Genomic DNA, 18,031 nt, shown 5'->3' with positions numbered 1-18,031 from the left:
TTAAGAAGGTATTTCACTTTTTATAATTCACATAGCCAATTGCGCCGGAAAATCAGAACAAAGTTACGGAGGGGCGCCATATTTATAGCCAATTGACCTAATAAACCAACATAAATCTCCAACGTGGCGACATATTTATAGCCAAACGACATATTTATAGTCAATTAACTTAAAACACCAACGCAAAGCCCCAGCGGAGCGACATAACGTTTTTTATTTATAACTAAATAAGACATCAGATGGGTTTTCTTAAATAATTTTCTATAAACATGTTGTCCGACTGGTACTTAAAAAATAAATACATTCAATGCGTATCTTGTTTACTCATTTTTACTAATAATTGAATCTTTCAAAGAATTCAAAAGTTCGAAGCAGTTGATCTATTCTTTGTCGGTTATCACCACTTCTGGTAATTTCATGGCTTGCGCCGGGTTGTCTTACATATTCGACAGGTTTACCAAGCACTTTCAGGCTTTTGTAAAGCATCTGGCTTTGCGAAACTCCTGTACGATTATCATTATCACCATGAATGATTAAAAACGGAATGTTGATATTTTCTACGTAATTAATTGGGGATTCACGTTCCAGAATTGCTTTTGTTTTTTCTTCCCACGGATATCCTCCAAAATATCTTGGAATCATGCGCCAAACATTGGCTTCTCCAAAGAAAGTCCCAAAATCATAAACACCACGCTGACTTGAAGCAGCTTTAAATCGTTGATCGTGACTGATAATCCATGTGGTTAAATAACCGGCATAAGATCCTCCTGTAATAAACAATCTGCTGGTATCTGCCCATCCCTGTGCAACCGTTTTATCTAATGCTATCAATACATCGCTGGCTGGTCCTGTACCCCAATCGTTGATGTTAGATCTCAGGAATTTTTCGCCATAACCTGATGATCCTCTCGGATTACTATAGACTACACCATATCCCTGAGCACAGAAAAACTGATATTCCAACCACATACTACCATCGCCAGGACCAAACATTGAAGCGGGTCCACCATGAATTTCAGTTAGTAACGGATATTTTTTTCCTTGTTCAAAATTGATGGGTTTCATAATCCAGTATTCTACTTCAAGACCTTTATCGTTTATAAAAGTGCCTTTTTCAGAAAAGCTGATTTCTTTATTTTTAAGCCAGAATGTATTAAAATCAGAGACTAATCTTGGTGCTTTCAACTTGAGATCAGACACATATAATTCAGATGGATTTTTGACATCTGTTTTAGCGAAAGCCACTACTCCATTATTAACATCATAATCTGTTATTCCCTGATCGACAGAACTCAATATTTCTGGTTTAAGTGTGTTTAGAGAAACGTTTACGAGAACATATCCTCCGTTACTTGACGAGATGAAATAAAGCTGTTTCTCGTCTTTAGAAAACCTTACATTGGTATTATTTCGATCGTAATCAATTACTTTAGTTTTGGCTGAAAGATTTTCTAAGTTGAAAATTTTTAGTACCGGAACAGACAAATTATTAATGGTACTTTCCTGATACGCCAATTGTTTTCCCGAAGGAGAAACCGCTAAAAGCTGAAACACCAAATTTTCTGCGCCCAGCAACTCCGTTACATTTGTTCCGTCAGTATTAATCGTGTAAATTTTAGTTTCTAAAATTCTGTCGGGATGTCTTTTTTCATTAAGATTTCCGTTGAAAGCAATTTTGGTATTGCTTACGAAATAAGGATTTGTGTACGAGTAAAACCCTTTTGAAATGGCGTATTCTTTGACTCCGGGTTTGGCATCTATAATGAAGACATAAGAAAACCTCAGTTCGCTGGTAAGTCCGGTTTCAGTTTGAAACTGTAACTTATCTATTACTTTTGCCTTTTTATCTTTTTCGTTAATTTCAAGATAAGCCCTAATCGCTTCAAGGTTTCCGTTAGGATCTGCTTTTATTTTGTTTACTTTCAGGTTTTCGTTCGCAGCAAAACCGGGTTTTTCGAAACTCCAGATTGGCAATTCTTTTTTAGGATTTAAAACCGAATCCTTAACTAATTCGTTGATTAGAATTGAGGCAGTAAACAAAAGCTGCTTACCATCCGGACTCCATTTTGGGTTTGATGCGCCGTATTTTGAATCGGTTAACTGAACGGCTTCTCCACCTTCATCTACCTTTAAAAGAAATACTTGCGATTTTCCTTTTACATTTCTCGTAAAGGCAATCTGTTTTCCGTCAGGGCTAAAAACAGGAGAACCCGATCCTTCTTTTCCGAAAGTTAGTTGTCTTGGTGCACTTTTATCTAAAGTTTTTGCTAACCAAAGTTGCGTATCGTAATCATAATCCAATGAATTTTCAGCATTTTTGATGATGCTTTTTACCGTAAATACGGCTGTTTTTCCATCTTTCGTTAATTCTACATCTCCAACTGTTTTGATTTTTAGAAGATCAGTAACCTGAATGGGCTCTTTTTTTTGCTGACTGAAACAACAGACAGAAGCAATCAGCGCTAAAACAATGTAAATTCTATTTTTGATTTTGTTCATCTCTATATAATTATAAAATTATTTGACAGTTGCCAATATTAGTTTCATAAATTCTTCTCCGGAAACTTCTCCTTTCTTTTTGATAAAATCCTTTGGTGTATTGTCTCCAATTTCAAATACCAATGCTTCTGTTTTATAGGTTTCAAACAAATAACTGAACAAGGTAAAAGTTGGAGGTTTGAAATACAAAGGTTTTACGTGAGGCGTATAACCCGGAATTCCATCTTTGACTTTATTTAGCCAGTTGGGTACAAAACCGGGAATATTTCCTTTTAAATTTGGATCAACTGTATAATAAATATCATCATGAGTAGAGTGAAAATCAATTGAAAACAATAGCTTATTTGAATCTTTGATTTCACGTTTCAAAAAATCACGAACTGCTCGGGTTTCGGGTTGATTGAATTCATTATAATCCCTGTTTAAATCGATTCCTCCCGAATTATGCCTCCAAAACCCTCCATCAACTCCGTCAGGATTTAATAACGGAATAACATATACCTGAAATTTGCTCCTGAATTTTTTTGCCAGCGGAGTATCTGCTGTTAACGATGCAACAAAAGCTTCCAGCGCATAATGTCCTGTAACTTCCGGTGGATGATTGCGTCCCGAAATCAGGATTTTATTTTTGGAAGAAGAATTTCCGATACTAAACACAGGTATTTTTCGACCTTCAGCAGTTAATCCGATAGACGTTTCTGCAGTATTATTTTTATTTTTTAATGTCGAAATCCATTCGTTTATATCTTTAGAGGTTTTAAGTTCCTGCGCAGCGATCCAAGTGGTGTCTTTGCTTACATTAACTTTTAAAACATAATTAGAATCTTTTTCTGTTTTTACAAAAGTTCCGTTTTCAGAAGCGATCCATTTTTTTCCATCTCCGCTGATTTTCGCATTATAGCGATGTTTTACATTGGGCGGATAATCAAATCTTATTTTAATTTCCTTATTAGTTTTAGACCAAACTTTAAAAGCATACCAAGGACTTCCGTTAATGGGCGTATTTTCAGGCGTAATCAAAACGCTGAACGTTGTATCATCAATTTTGACTACTCCGTTTAATCGCGCTCCGGTAAAATCATTTCCGAAAAAAACCTCATCACCCGTTTTATCAAAAACTCCTTTCCATTGTTTCTCAACCGGACGTGTTACGGTCGAAACCGCCGTAATAGGATCTTGCCCCTTAAAGCCGCCTTTGACTTGTGCATTCGCTGAAATAGCTAGTAACACAGCAGCTGAAAAAAATAATTTCGTTTTCATTTTTCTTGTTGTTTTGTATTTATTTTGAAATAGAGACTATGACTGTTTTGTATTTTAATATTTTCCGCATAATTATTTTAACACATAGAAACATAGCTTTTCTTTGTTTGTAAAGGCTTTTATTTAAAGCCACATCGCTATTTGTGAAAAACTACCAAGCTATGTTTGTCATTTCGACGGAGGAGACTCAAGCGATAGAGAACAGGCGAAGCAAATCACACTCGCTGATCGACAAAGACTTGTTCCTTTCTTTGTGGAGTTTCTCGTGTGATCCCTCGTTCCTCGGGATGACAAGATTGTGTTTTTGTCATTTCGACGGAGGAGAAATCACACTCGCTGATCGACAAAGATTTGTTCTTTTCTTTGTGGAGTTTCTAGTGTGATCCCTCGTTCCTCGGGATCACAAGATTGTGTTTTTGTCATTTCGACGGAGGAGACTCAAGCGATAGCGAACAGGCGAAGCAAATCACACTCTCTAATCAACAAAGATTTGTTCTTTCCTTTGCTGAGTTTCTCGTGTGATCCCTCGTTCCTCGGGATGACAAACTGTACGGTTACTTTATGAACAATCCTTTCCCTCTATACTCTTTGCTCTATACTCTATATTCTATATTCTTTTCCACTTTCCACTCTCCCAAACTAATTATTCTGATTCAAAAGTGATTTAAGAGTCGATTGTAATTCTTCTCCACGAAGATTTCTGGCTACGATTATTCCTTTAGAATTTACTAAATAGTTTGCAGGAATGGCTCTCACGCCATATAATTTGGCGATTTCGCTATTCCAGTAAATTAATTCTGAAACTTGTAACCAGTCTAAGTGATCGTCTTTAATCCCTTTGATCCAGTTTTCTTTCTTTTTATCCAGAGAGATTCCGATGATGTTAAATCCTTTATCGTGATATTCTTTATAGGCTGCTACGATATTCGGGTTTTCTTTTCGGCATGGCGCACACCACGAAGCCCAAAAATCAACTAACGTATATCCTTTTAGATTTTCTGAAAAACGAACTGATTTTCCATCAGGATCTTTAGACGTAAAATCCGGTGCTTTTTTTCCGACTTGTAATCCGTTTAGCACGGTTACCAATTCCTTTAATTCTTTTACGTAAGTAGAATTTTGCTGACTTTTATCTAATAGTGCAATATTCTGTAAAATTTGCTCCGGAGTCAATCGGTACGACCAGTTTCTATATAATACATAAGCTGAAACTATAGAGCTGGGATGTTCTGTGATAAATTTACTTATATCAACATTTTGTGTTTTCTTGTACACATCGAACAAATCCTGAGATGCGGAGCCTGATACAACTGAATTGCTGTAATATTTGGCAGGACTCAATTTTACGGTGATCGGTGCTTTTTCAAGGAATATATAAAGTGGGGTATTCGCTGTATTAACGCTTAATCCGTACAATTCAGGAAGTTTTACTTTTGTTTTAAAACTAAAATTTCCATTAACCACTTTTACTGAGTCTATAGTGGTAAACATCTTGTTATGGAATTTCTGCAAGTAAACATATTGGGCGACAGTATCTACAACTGTTCCTTTTAGCTGCACATTGGCTTCTTGTGCCTGAGTCGCTGTTGCTCCAAGGCAAAGCGTAAGAAATAATAGTATTTTTTTCATTTTATTTGAGTTTAAGTAAAACTTTGTCAAAGTTTTGAACTTTGACAAAGCCCACGGTTGATTATTATGAATGATTTTTTTAATATAATTTATTGGTTGCCAACTCTGTATTTGCCGGCGGAAATATATAATTAGCATCAGAAGGTGTTACTGCGGGAGTTTGTAATTTACTGTCGCCTTTGGCAGGAAGTGTCTGCAGATTTCTTAGCAAATCCGGTCCACGGAAACCTTCTCCCAATAATTCGATTCTTCGTTCTTTCAAGATGGCATCAATTAACTGGTTTGGATCTGAAAGTACTGTGGGAGCAAAAGCATACGAAGCATCTGAACGCTGGTGAACCGCTTTAAGGAGATTAGCCGAAAGGGCCAGGTTTCCGGTTTTTGCAGCAGCTTCGGCGTAATTCAATAATACTTCAGAATATCTAATTACTGGAATATAATCCAGGAATGGCGATGGTTTTGCGTACTTTTTAAAATATTGTTTTCCTGAAACTGTTCTGGTTAAGTCGCGGCGTTTATCAGTTGTTCTCCATTGCGCATCTCCCAAAATACCTGTTGGATTTAGATAATACTCTAAATTGGTATTGTAGATGTAAGCGATGGAAGATTGCCCTGTATAGGAATCTAAAGAACTCATCGGAATACTGAAAATAGATTCGACCGTTGCATAATTTGAAGAAAATAAAACCGTAATATCCGGCTGTAAAGTGTGTTTTACATCACTTGCAGTAGTAGAAAATGGTGCTTGTGCCTGAGGGGCTAATTTTACAGCTTCTTCAATTACTTTTGTCCAGTTGTTCATGGTCAGATATACTCTTGTTTTTAGGGCAATTGCGGTACTTACGTGTGCTCTGGTGGTATTAAGATCTGCCGTTGCATAACTTTGCGGCAATGCAGCTTCAGCTTCATCTAAGTCTTTCAATATCTGCTTGTAAATTTCTGCAACAGAACTTCTTGCGAGATTATTATTGGCTGCTCCTGTTTCTGCTTTTAAACGAAGCGGAACTCCTTTTGAGGCTCCGGCATCTTTATTATAAGGCTGTCCGTAGCTGATGATCAGACTGTAATAAGAAAGCGCACGAACCAATTTGGCCTCGCCAATGTATTGCTTTGCTTTTTCTTCTGTAATTACACCTTGGTTTATCGCCAGTCCTTCAATCAAAATATTAGCATTATTAATTGCTGAATAAGCTGATCCCCAAAGGTTATTAATATCATTTGAACCTGAACTGTATGAGTTATTCCAGCTTTCGTATCCTGTAAAGTTGTTGGCTGTAATATTGATAAAATCTTCTCCGCGCTGATCCTGATACAAAAGGAAACGTCCTCCGTATAAACTGGCGCCTTTAAAAGCTTTATAAATTCCGTTTACCAAACCTTCAATTCTTGCCGGAGTTTTAAAAATATCCTTATCAGAAACGGTTGTTTCCGGTGCTATGTTCAGGTCTTCGTTATTTTCACAAGAAGTAAAAGCAATCCCTGAAAGCAGTAATAAGGCAACAACTAGTTTTTTATATAATTTAAAATATGTTTTCATTTTGTTTTTTATTAATGATTAAAACCCGACGTTAAGACCAAATGTGAACGTTCTTCCCTGCCCTACAGAATTTTTCTCGACTCCCATAGAAGTTGTTGATGCTCCGTTTGAGGAGGTTTCCGGATCTGATCCCGTATAAGAAGTAATCAGGAAAAGATTGGTTGCCTGCGCATAAACCCTGATAGAAGATAATTGTGCTTTTTCAAGGATTTTTTTGGGAAGTGAAAAACCAACCGCCAATTGCTGTAATCTTAAGAAATCTGCTTTTTCGGCATTCTCAGAAATTGCAAAACCACTTGAACCATTCGAAATAACGTCGTTATAAACTAATTTAGGAATATCAGTTACCTGCCCCGGAGTTGTCCAACGGTTCAGAACATCCGTAGAGTTGTTGTAAAAACGCTGGTCTAAAAGTGTTCCTCTGGTATTATTCATTACTTTATTACCTCCTGAATACGTGAAACCAACCGTAAAGTCAAATGCTTTGTATTGAAATACATTTGTTAAACCTCCGTACCAAACCGGTAATGCATTACCCAAAACTTGATAATCTGCAACTGTAATGGCCGCCGCAGTTCTTCCGTCTAAATACGTCCAGTTGCTTTGCCCTGATGGCACTGCGGCACTGTATTGTACTTTTTCTCCATTTTTATTGATGAAAATTCTGCGCCCGTTGTCCGGATTTACGCCTCCGCTTACTGCTCCGTAAAGACTTCCGGCAGAATATCCTACTCTGGTAATATTATTGGCTTCTGTAGTTACCTGCGTGTAACCAATAATGTCTGTGTTTCCTTCGGCAAGTGCTGTAACTTCATTCTTTACGTGTGTGTAATTGAAGGACGCTTTCCATTGAAAATCTTCCGTATTTGCAATTGTCGCGGTAAGTCCAAGTTCGATTCCTCTGTTGTACATTGATCCAACGTTAGAAAGAATGGCGTCTCCGGGAATTCCTTTTGAAGGTGATTGAGGAGTACTTAAGATCAATCCGTTTACATTATTATTGAAATAATCAGCGGTAAATTGCAATCTGTCTTTAAAAAATCCTGCTTCAAGTCCAATGTTGGTCTGATCGCTGGTTTCCCAACCCAGATTCTCATTTCCTGCCTGAGAAATTGCCCAGGTCGATGCTGATCCATAAATGGATGCGCCGTAAAGATTTTGTGAAGCATACGCTGATGAAAGGTTTCCGTTACCTACTCTTCCCCAGCTTCCTTTTAGTTTAAGTGAACTTACATAATCTGTAATTTGACTGTCTTTAAAAAAAGATTCTTCACTTATGGACCATCCGGCAGAGATACCTCCAAAATTTCCGTATTTATTATTTAAACCTAAAGCTGAATTTCCGTCTTTTCTGAAATTTCCTGTAATGAAATATTTTCCACCATAATCATACGATAATCTAAAAAAAGAGGAAAGAAAAAGTCTTTCTGACAAGCTGTTTCCGGAAGACCTGATTGTTCCCCATGTTCCCTGATAGTATTCAAAGAAAGGATCAGAAACGTTGGTTTGATTGGCTCCCCACGAAGAGTTTTCATATTTCTGAACATCATATCCTGCCAATGCTGCAATGTGATGTTTGGCTCCAAAACGCCTGTCGAAAGTAAAACTGTTGGTAAAATTGTAATTGTTTCTTAGTGCAGCAATATTAGTTGCAGAACCACCTGTAGAAAATGCAGAAGATCCAAGATTAGGACTTAAATAGGTAATATTCTCGGCTCTTAATCTGTCGATTCCGTAATTACTGTCGAATTTAAATCCGTCGAAAAAGGTAATCGTAGCATGAATATTCCCTACCATATGATCGTTTGAACTGGTATATTTACTGTTTTCAAACAAGGCGCCGGGATGCCATAATGTATTGGTAAATAAGTTATTTCCCGAACTTGCAGTTCCTGTCGAACTTAAATTATAAGAACCATCAGCATTATAAGCTGCAACGTTTGGAGGCAATACCAATGCAAGACGTGCTGCACCAATCAATAACAAACCGCTGCTGCTTAATGATCCTGTATTTTGAGCCTGATTGAAAGTATTGTTATACGATAGATTTCCTCCCAGTTTCAACCAGCTGTTTACATCGTGATCGATATTAAACCTTGCTCCTTTTCTTTCGAACTCATTATCTTTTGTAATTCCTTCCTGTTTAGAATAATTGGTAGAGAAAAAATACCTTGTTTTGTCTGTTCCGCCGGAAATACTTAGGTTATGATTTTGAGAAACCGCGTCGCGATATACCTGATCCTTCCATTTTGTATTGACACGTGTACCATCTGCGTTGAAAGACGGAAAGAAAAGTGCTGAGGCTACAGCAGGATTATTTTCATTTCCGCTTAATATTTTGCTATTCAGTACGGCTTCATTTTTAATGTCTTCGTATTGTGTATTGTTTAAAAGGTCAGGTAATCTGGTGGCTCTTGTAATCCCTACCCAGGCATCATAATTTACTTTAGCTTTTCCTGCTTTTCCTTTTTTAGTAGTTACTAAGATTACTCCACCAGCTGCACGTGAGCCATAAATTGAGGTAGACGCTGCATCTTTCAAAATATCTATCGATTCAATATCTGATGGATTAATATCGGATAACGGATTATTGGCTACTGAATTTGTTGTAGAAACATCACCGGAATTAACCGGTATCCCGTCAATAACAATTAATGGAGAAGTACTTAACGAAATTGAATTTACCCCTCGAATTCTAATTACCGGAGGATCGTTTAATACCCCACTTGGCGTAGAAACATTTACTCCGGAAGCTTTACCAATAAGTGCCTGCTCAAAACTTTGCACGGGAATGTCCTTAATTGTTTTCGAGGTTATTCTTGCGGCTGATCCTGTAAATTCTTTTTTACTTTGAGTTCCGTAACCTACGACTAAAACTTCTTTTAAAGCAGTATTAGAGGGATTAAGCCGAATGTTGCTAAAGGATGAACCGGCTCTTTTTTCGAGTGTTTCATAACCAACATAATTGATAGAAACTGTATTGTCTTGTGGCGTTATCGAAAGAGAAAATTTTCCGTTTCCGTCACTAATAGTAGATTTACCACTTTCTGTGGCAATGATTGTAACTCCGGGTAACGGTTCTCCGGTATCAGAACCTCTGACGGTACCACTGATCGTTCGGTCCTGTGCGTGTAACACACTGGGAAGTATGCTAAACAAAAAAATTAAGCTGAGTAAGATTTTTTTCATTTTGGTTGGGTTAATTAAAAATTGGACATAGAAATTCCCGGACCACTCTTAGAATGGCCTATCATTTTATTGATAAAAAACAGGAGATTGGTTAATTAAAAGCTAAGTGTATTGCATTCGGAAAACGTGGACATGGTTCTCCTCTTTCGAAAATTCAGGTTGTTCTGATTGGGCGTGTAATATTAGTTGCGTTTTCATTCTAAAAAATAAATGACTTTAATAATAATGATCTTACTCAGATTTTCTAAAGAAATCTTTCTTATCTGTCCACCGCAGCGGAAGGATTTAGCACCTTATTGAGTAACAGGTTGCTAAGACATCATCGGGCCTAATCCCTCAGTCTTTCTGGATAAGTTCACGTAGATTTTTTCTACTCTGCAAATATATATATAAATTCTATGTAATTAGTAGAGTTTAAATTTATTTTTTAGAAAACAGAACTTAATAAGCAGTAAAATTAGTTGCAATCTCCCTTTATACAGTTAAAAATAAATGCTCTTAAAAAACAAATAAAACACACAAAATCAAAACATTACAACACTACAATACGTTATTTTTTTTTACAGATACATACTTTTGTAGCTTTATATATTTTTTTATTTAATTTTTAAAAGCTGAATTCAAAGCAAAAAAAAGATTACAAAAATTTACTTTTCGCTAATAATTTCATCCGGTAATACCACGTTATTTCTTAATAAAGCCATATCTAAAAGTCGTCTAAAGAAGAAATAAAACGATATTAAAAACTGCTTTTCTTGTTATGCACTTCTACCCTTTTGTCATATTAACAAATTTTTTTTTTTCTTTAAGTACTACAAAATGTAATTATACAAATAGAGAAAGCGAAAGAAATCCTGTTTTTTATTTACTTTTTTAAGGCATACCCTAAAAAAATGCATCGCGTAAAAGCAATACATTAAAAAAATTTACCATAGCAGTATTATTTTTTGACATACATTCTGAGAATACATTTACCGGTTTATAATGCATAACTTAAAAATAAATCCACAATGCAGAAAAATTCATTTTTTATATTTCTATTCTTATGCTGTTCTCTGGCATGGTCTCAAACAAAATTGGCTGATAGCACAGCAACGACACCTAAACCAAAGGTCAAAAATATTGATTTCAATATAATGCCTTACCTTAATTACAACAGAACTCTGGAATTTATGTTTGGTGCGATCCCAATGATGATGTACAAGGTGAACAAAGCAGATACAATTTCGCCTAAATCGTTATCCGGTATTTCTGCCGTTTATAGTACCAACAAATCTTATTTTATTGCCTCTTTTAATAAATGGTACATTAAGGAAGATAGCTGGAGGGCACAACTTTTTTTCGCAACAGGCAATCAAAACGCACAATTTTATGTAGATGATATCGACGTACCTGATTTTTACGATTATGGAACTAAAGCGTCGATGGTAAACTTTATCCTGCAGCGTAAGGTTATAAAATCCTTATACGCCGGTATTGGTTATGCGTATGCGCATTATGACACAAAATATGAAGATGACATAAAACCCTCTTCTGTGACTCACACAAATGGCCTGCAATTTAATTTGATGTATGATACCCGTGATGCTGTTTATTATCCTACCAAAGGTGATAAAATAAAGCTGCGATGGCTTACGTATCCGGAATGGTTTGGCAATGATGTGAATGCCAATAAAATTCTTTCTGAGTACAATACGTATTTCCCAATGCGACACGGAACAGATGTACTGGCCGCAAGATTTTCAGGTAAATTTGGCTTAGGAAATATTGCTTTCGAACAACAGGTTACGATTGGTAATGAAGATATCAGGGGATATTCTGAAGGGAAATATCGTGGCGACGGACTTATGGCGATACAAGGCGAATACCGATATAATTTTAATAAAAAAATGGGATTGGTTGGATTTGCAGGAGTAGCGACAATTTACGGTTCTGACACATCAAGTTTTAACTGGGGTTTATATCCCGGAGCTGGTGTAGGATATCGCTACAGGGCTTTTAAAACCGAAAAATTCAATATTAGGATTAGATGCCGCAGTAGGAAAAGGAGATTGGGGACTTTATTTCCGTATTGGAGAAGCTTTTTAAGGGGAAATAATTTTAAAAATTTTACCAAATACTTGTTTGTCTTAAAAAGTGCTTCCGTAAACATTACCAATAAGAGATAATCCCTCAGGATTTACATATTGGTAACAAAACACCTACCAGATAAAACTATCCTCTTTATTCTATAATCTTTATTCTATCCTCTTTATTCTTTCCTCTTTATTCTATAATCTTTATTCTATAATCTTTATTCTATAATCTTTATTCTATTCTCCATTCTCTACTTCCTATTTCTCAACCATTTATCTACAGGTTCTAAAACAGTATTCACAGTTGTTACTAAAAAAGTACAAATCAAAGCTTCAATAAAATAACCTGATGCAGCAATACAGCCAATTGCGGCACTGCACCATATTGTGGCGGCAGAATTTAGGCCGTGTACATTGGGTCCTTCTCTAAAAATAACTCCCGCTCCCAGAAAACCAACTCCCATAACTACTTGGGCCGTAATACGTGTAACATCTATATTGGGTTCTGTTGCGGCAACTTTTATAGACAATAATACAAAAGTAGCTGCTCCTGTTGCTACCAGCATATTGGTTTTTAATCCGGCTTCTTTATGATGCCATTGTCTCTCAAAACCTATAATTAAGCCTGCGAATAAAGCGATTATAAGTCGGGTAAAAAATTCTGTTGTACTCAAAATTATTGTTTTATATTATTAAATATTCTTATTCCCTTTTTTTAATAAAGAAATACAAATTGTTGTTGGTAATCATTTTAACACATAGAAACATAGCTTTTAGAATCCTGTAAAAGACCGTTTCACTTTCAATATTACCACATAGCAATGTGAAGCAAATATTTGCTTATTTTGATCTTTATTCAAAATAGAAAAAAATCTATGTTTTTATGTGTTATTTCTTTACTCTCAATGAGCTTATTCAAAACAACAAATATAAGAATTTTCAGCATTATTCAAAATGCAAAGCTTCAATTGGATCTAGTTTGGATGCTTTTAATGCCGGATAATATCCAAAGAAAATACCGGTTATCGCACAAACCAGAAAAGATAGTATCACCGAAGATTCTGAAATCAAAGTAGGCCAATGCAAAAAGAATTGTATTAACTCAGAAGCTACTATTCCTAATACAATCCCGATTAATCCTCCGGTAAGGCTGATTAATATGGCTTCGACTAAAAATTGCAATAAAATATCTCTTCCGTTTGCGCCTATCGACATACGCAATCCTATTTCTTTGGTTCGTTCTGTAACCGAAACATACATAATATTCATAATGCCGATTCCGCCAATCAATAGCGAAATTCCTGAAATAGCGGTTAACAATACGGTCAATAACTGACTGGTAGAACTAAAAGTATTGATTAATTCGGCTTGTGTTCGTACGGAGAAATCGTCTTCATCTTTTGCTTTCAATCGATGTGCTGTGCGCATAATTTGCTCAATTTCATCTGTTGCCAGTTGTGTCTGACTTTCATCGACTGTCGAGGCATAAATGTTTTGAAGATAAATTGAGTTGGTTATCCTTTTTTGTACGGTGCTGTAAGGAGCAATAATGATATCATCCTGATCTTGTCCAAACGCATTTTCTCCTTTTGATTCTAAAACCCCAATAATCCTAAACGGAATTTTATTAAACCTAATAATCTGCCCGATTGGATCTACGCCATACGGAAAAATATTATCGACTACGGTCTGACCAATCAAACACACTTTATTTGCCGTATGCACATCTGATTCTCGAAAAGCGATCCCTTCTTTTAGTGGCCAATCTCTAATTTTGAGGTAATCAACACTTACGCCCTGCATACTTGTTGGCCAGTTCAAAGCACCATTAATCGCTTGCCCTTTACTGGAAACGGCAGGAGAAATCGCATTAAGATGTACCGATTCTTTTTTCAGGGCTTCTACATCACTAAGTGTCAGCGTTTGTACGCTCGAAATATCCAGACGCGCTCCGGCAGTAACATTACTGTTTGGACGAATGGTGATCATATTAGATCCCATACTTGATAGTTGATCCTGAATGCTTTTTTTAGAACCCTGACCTATGGCAACCATTGCAATTACAGATGCTACACCAATAATGATTCCGAGCATGGTTAGTAATGCACGAAGCTTATTACGGCGTAAAGCCTTTAAGGCGATGAGAAAAAGATTAGCTATTTTCATATTTATAATCTTCATCTACATGAAAATCTGCGAGCATTTGTTTGGCAGATTTTATGCTTTGGTTATTAAAATCTTTCATTATTCTTCCGTCTCTCAGTGTCACAGTTCTATTGCTAAAAGCAGCGATATCAGGTTCATGGGTTACAAAAATGATTGTTTTTCCCTGTGTATTCAATTCCTGGATCAACGCCATGATTTCATAAGAAGTTCTGGTATCCAGGTTTCCCGTAGCTTCATCGGCAAGGATCATAACCGGATCGTTTACTAATGCTCGCGCAATTGCTACCCGCTGTTGCTGTCCTCCGGAAAGCTGATTGGGAAAGTGATCCAGACGATCTGCTAACTTGACGGCTTCTAAGGCATGAATGGCTTTTTCTCGTCTTTCTTTTGTAGAAACACTGGGATTATACAGTAAAGGCAGTTCTACATTTTCTATTGCAGAGGTACGCGCCAAAAGATTATACGATTGAAAAATAAAACCAATCTTGGTATTACGTAGTGCCGCCAATTCATTTTTAGATAATGATTTAACGTTGACTCCGTCTAATAAATAATTCCCGTCTGATGGTTTATCCAAACAGCCTAAAATATTAAGCAAAGTCGTTTTTCCGGAACCGCTACTTCCCATAATGGTCAGGAATTCGCCTTCCATAACATCAAAAGAAATCCCTTTTAGTGCTCTGACGGTTTCAGATCCCATCGTGAATTCTCTTTTCAGGTCTTGTATTTCAAGAATCTTTTTTCCCATTACAATTTATTTTTTCTCAATGTATTTAATACTTTGGGCATAATTATTTTAACACATAGAAACATAGATTTTATAAATAAAAATCTATTATAATTTATCTTTTTCCGCCGCCTCCACCACGTTTTGGCATAAACGGACTTGATTCTGTTGCTTTGGTGCTTTTGGATTGTTTTAAGGAATTGACTCCGGTAACAATTTCATCTTGTGCTGTTATTCCTTTAATAACCTGCACATTGATGTCATCATCCAATCCTATTCTGATATGTTTGGGAATTATAGAATCTCCTACCCTTTTCCAGACAATCGCCTTTTTATGATCGATAGTATCCGGAGCTTTATTATTGGATTGTGAGTTACTTCCATATTTATTTCCATTCCCACCGTTATGGTTTCCTTTGTGTTTTCCTTTATCATTTCCTAAAGACAATTTTCTGATTTTAAATTGCTTTCCTAAAGTAGAATCAGGCTGAAATGCCACTGCTTTTGCAGAAATCAGCAAGGTGTTTTTTACTACATTGGTGTAAATAATGATATTGGCCGTCATTCCGGGCTTGAGCTTTAAATCATCATTTGGAGCGTTGATAATAGTGGTATACGTCACAACATTTGATGAAATCGTGGGTTGCAAACGCACTTCGATCACGGTCCCTTTAAACACATCATCCGGAAAGGCATCTACGGTAAAACTTGCATTTTCTCCCACCTTTACGTTTCCAACGTCAGCTTCATCTACAGATGCCTGAACCTGCATCTTGGTTAAATCTTTGGCGATACTAAATAATGTTGGCGTATTTAAACTTGCCGCTACAGTTTGTCCTTCGCTTACTTTTCGCGATAAAACAGTACCGTCTATTGGCGAAAAAATATTGGTAAACGAAAGGCTTTTTTGTACTGATTTTAATTGTGCGGCAACGCTGTTTACATTGTCTTTTGCCACTTCATATAGGTTTCTTGCTGTTTCATAATCGGCTCTGCTGATTCCTCCTGCTTTGTATAATTCACTCTGTCTGTTGAAATTAGATTGCTGGTAACTCAGGTTATTTTTTGATAATTGTAAATTGGCTGCAATTTGCTCTACTTGTGCCATCAATAATGATTGATCTATCTGGGCTAATAATTGCCCTTTTTTTACAACGGAATTAAAATCTACAAATACCTTTTGTATTGTACCTGAAACTTGTGTTCCTACTGCGACAGTATCTACGGGCTGAATTTTTCCTGTGGCTGTTACACTGGTCGCGATATCTCCATAATGAGGGTTTTCGGTAACCAATTCTACTTTATTACCCTCTTTATGAAAAATAAAGTATCCTATACCTCCTATAACTAACAACCCAATGATGATAATGATTATTAATTTATTTTTTTTCATTTTGCTCTTTTTATAGTTTGATTGGATCTCCTTTAAAGAAATCGTATATTTTTAAACTCACGATCGCATTGTATTTCGATTGTATAAAATTTTGAAATGCCTGAATGTACAGATTCTTTTCCAGCAGATAATCTACAGTACTGATTCCGCCTAACCTTAATTGTTCGTTTGCGATTCGGTAATTTTCTGTGTTCGCATCGAGTTGCTCTTCAGCAGCCGTAAACTGAGATTGCGCATTCAATACATTTATATACGCTTGCTCTACTTTTTGAGAAAGTATGGTTTGTGTATTGGTAAGATCGAGTTTGGACTGATCAATTGCGATCTTCGATTTTTCGACACCGGTTTTGGCTATTCGGTTATTAAATACCGGAATGGTCAGTGAAAGCCCCAAACGCTGGTAAAAATTATTGTCGATCTGTGTAGGATATGGCGTGTTCTGATTATCCGAATATCCTGATGCCAGAGTTCCGCTTGCTGCAAGTGTAGGTAAAAAACCTGCTTTTGCTTTTCGTAATTCCAGATCAGCAGCTTCTTTTTCTAATTGACTGCTTTTTATTTCCGGTCTTTGTTCTAAAGCTATTTTTTGAGCATCTTCTAAATTTACAACCGGTAAAGTAGTTTCTAAAGTTCCCGGTTTCTGAATATTCAAATTATATCCTGACGGCAGCTGTAGTAACTGTTTTAAGGTCAAAATATTCTGGCGCTCGGTGTTCTGAGAAGCAATCAGATTATAATTGTCTGTTGCGACTTGTGCTTTTAATAAAACAAAATCTTTTTTGGCAATACTTCCGGCGTTGTATTTTAATTCTCCTAATTTGAGCTGTGCTTTAGAAGTTTCTAAAATCTCACTCAAATAAACACTGTTTTCTTTGGCTAAAAGAATGGTTAAGTACGATTGTGTGATCAACACCGTAACATCATTCTCAGCAGCTTCGGCATTAAATTGTGCTGATTTAATAAAAAGTTCTTTCTGTTTTATGTCATTATTCAGATACCCTCCGTTGTATAAAACCATCGAGGAATTTAAAGCATAATTACCTGCAAAACTTGCTTGTGTCTGAAAACCACCCACAACTACATCTGCATTTTTGGCATTAGTAAATGTTTGCGACGCACTCCCAAGAAGATTAGGGAATTTAGCGGCTTTTGATAACAATAAATCCTGTTCTGTAGATTTTGTTGTTAAACGCAATGTGTTAATTTGAATGTTTTGCTCTTTTGAATAGGCAATACATTGTTCAAGACTCCATACTGTTGGCAGCTTATTTTGTTCAATCGTTTGTGCAGAAACATAAACTGAATGAACAATAAAAACCACCATTAAAGTATTTATCATAAATGATCTCATACCTGAATTTAATTTAAATTAAAAAAATAAATTGTAACGTGAGTATTAGACAACAAAAAATGCTTTATGCGTATTGTGGATTTGTATAAAGGGGATTTGATACGTTATTCATAGTAATGGTAGCTAAAACGAATAAGTATATCAAATATAACGATTATTTTAACGCTTTTACCGAAGCAAACCTTATTTTAATCATAAATAAAAG

At 36.2% G+C, this 18,031-nt stretch carries 11 protein-coding genes and 1 riboswitch; of the genes, 1 reads left to right on the top strand and 10 read right to left on the bottom strand.

The genetic code is table 11. From position 1 onward, the window contains the following. Window positions 1–333 precede the first annotated feature (333 nt). From NJT12_RS11815 to NJT12_RS11795, 5 genes are all read right to left on the bottom strand, one after another. A complete protein-coding gene (locus tag NJT12_RS11815) occupies window positions 334–2,499 on the bottom strand; it encodes a S9 family peptidase (RefSeq protein WP_271336114.1) in 2,166 nt (721 codons plus the stop codon). 18 nt (window positions 2,500–2,517) lie between these two features. After that, window positions 2,518–3,759: a M14 family metallopeptidase gene (locus NJT12_RS11810; RefSeq protein WP_271336113.1), complete on the bottom strand. Its 1,242-nt coding sequence runs from the start codon at window positions 3,757–3,759 to the stop codon at window positions 2,518–2,520. 639 nt (window positions 3,760–4,398) lie between these two features. Next, a complete protein-coding gene (locus NJT12_RS11805; protein WP_271336112.1) occupies window positions 4,399–5,388 on the bottom strand; it encodes a TlpA disulfide reductase family protein in 990 nt (329 codons plus the stop codon). Window positions 5,389–5,467: 79 nt separating this feature from the next. Further along, a complete protein-coding gene (locus NJT12_RS11800) occupies window positions 5,468–6,925 on the bottom strand; it encodes a RagB/SusD family nutrient uptake outer membrane protein (protein ID WP_271336111.1) in 1,458 nt (485 codons plus the stop codon). An 18-nt stretch (window positions 6,926–6,943) separates the two neighbouring features. Further along, window positions 6,944–10,114: a SusC/RagA family TonB-linked outer membrane protein gene (locus tag NJT12_RS11795; protein WP_271336110.1), complete on the bottom strand. Its 3,171-nt coding sequence runs from the start codon at window positions 10,112–10,114 to the stop codon at window positions 6,944–6,946. A 256-nt stretch (window positions 10,115–10,370) separates the two neighbouring features. Then, a riboswitch (SAM riboswitch) is annotated at window positions 10,371–10,470 on the bottom strand. 654 nt (window positions 10,471–11,124) lie between these two features. Here NJT12_RS11795 and NJT12_RS11790 point away from each other — a divergent pair. Beyond that, complete coding sequence (locus tag NJT12_RS11790) at window positions 11,125–12,282, top strand: BamA/TamA family outer membrane protein (protein WP_271336109.1); 1,158 nt, start codon at window positions 11,125–11,127, stop codon at window positions 12,280–12,282. Between the two features lie 158 nt (window positions 12,283–12,440). Here the strand turns inward: NJT12_RS11790 and NJT12_RS11785 are convergent, their stop codons facing one another. The 5 genes from NJT12_RS11785 to NJT12_RS11765 form a co-directional block, all read right to left on the bottom strand. Further along, a complete protein-coding gene (locus NJT12_RS11785) occupies window positions 12,441–12,863 on the bottom strand; it encodes an MgtC/SapB family protein (RefSeq protein WP_271336108.1) in 423 nt (140 codons plus the stop codon). Window positions 12,864–13,134: 271 nt separating this feature from the next. Further along, window positions 13,135–14,355 carry an ABC transporter permease gene (locus NJT12_RS11780; RefSeq protein WP_271336107.1) on the bottom strand — a complete coding sequence of 407 codons (1,221 nt, stop codon included), beginning with the start codon at window positions 14,353–14,355 and terminating at the stop codon, window positions 13,135–13,137. Further along, on the bottom strand, window positions 14,342–15,103 hold the full coding sequence (locus NJT12_RS11775; protein ID WP_271336106.1) for an ABC transporter ATP-binding protein: 762 nt from the start codon (window positions 15,101–15,103) through the stop codon (window positions 14,342–14,344). The genes NJT12_RS11780 and NJT12_RS11775 overlap by 14 nt, the downstream gene beginning before the upstream one ends. Window positions 15,104–15,197: 94 nt before the next feature. Continuing rightward, window positions 15,198–16,475 (bottom strand): efflux RND transporter periplasmic adaptor subunit, encoded by a 1,278-nt coding sequence (locus NJT12_RS11770; RefSeq protein WP_271336105.1) that lies wholly within the window; start codon window positions 16,473–16,475, stop codon window positions 15,198–15,200. Window positions 16,476–16,485: 10 nt separating this feature from the next. Continuing rightward, window positions 16,486–17,826 carry a TolC family protein gene (locus NJT12_RS11765; RefSeq protein WP_271336104.1) on the bottom strand — a complete coding sequence of 447 codons (1,341 nt, stop codon included), beginning with the start codon at window positions 17,824–17,826 and terminating at the stop codon, window positions 16,486–16,488. Window positions 17,827–18,031: the final 205 nt, after the last annotated feature.

Origin of the sequence: Flavobacterium azizsancarii, assembly GCF_027980145.1 — a bacterium.
GTDB classification, from domain to species: domain Bacteria; phylum Bacteroidota; class Bacteroidia; order Flavobacteriales; family Flavobacteriaceae; genus Flavobacterium; species Flavobacterium azizsancarii.
This window is presented reverse-complemented; position numbering and strand designations above follow the sequence as displayed.

Coding starts and splice junctions, on each gene's coding strand:
- NJT12_RS11800 (WP_271336111.1), bottom strand. CDS start 6,925: ATGAAAACATATTTTAAATTATATAAAAAACTAGTTGTTGCCTTATTA.
- NJT12_RS11810 (WP_271336113.1), bottom strand. CDS start 3,759: ATGAAAACGAAATTATTTTTTTCAGCTGCTGTGTTACTAGCTATTTCA.
- NJT12_RS11770 (WP_271336105.1), bottom strand. CDS start 16,475: ATGAAAAAAAATAAATTAATAATCATTATCATCATTGGGTTGTTAGTT.
- NJT12_RS11815 (WP_271336114.1), bottom strand. CDS start 2,499: ATGAACAAAATCAAAAATAGAATTTACATTGTTTTAGCGCTGATTGCT.
- NJT12_RS11765 (WP_271336104.1), bottom strand. CDS start 17,826: ATGAGATCATTTATGATAAATACTTTAATGGTGGTTTTTATTGTTCAT.
- NJT12_RS11790 (WP_271336109.1), top strand. CDS start 11,125: ATGCAGAAAAATTCATTTTTTATATTTCTATTCTTATGCTGTTCTCTG.
- NJT12_RS11795 (WP_271336110.1), bottom strand. CDS start 10,114: ATGAAAAAAATCTTACTCAGCTTAATTTTTTTGTTTAGCATACTTCCC.
- NJT12_RS11780 (WP_271336107.1), bottom strand. CDS start 14,355: ATGAAAATAGCTAATCTTTTTCTCATCGCCTTAAAGGCTTTACGCCGT.
- NJT12_RS11775 (WP_271336106.1), bottom strand. CDS start 15,103: ATGGGAAAAAAGATTCTTGAAATACAAGACCTGAAAAGAGAATTCACG.
- NJT12_RS11805 (WP_271336112.1), bottom strand. CDS start 5,388: ATGAAAAAAATACTATTATTTCTTACGCTTTGCCTTGGAGCAACAGCG.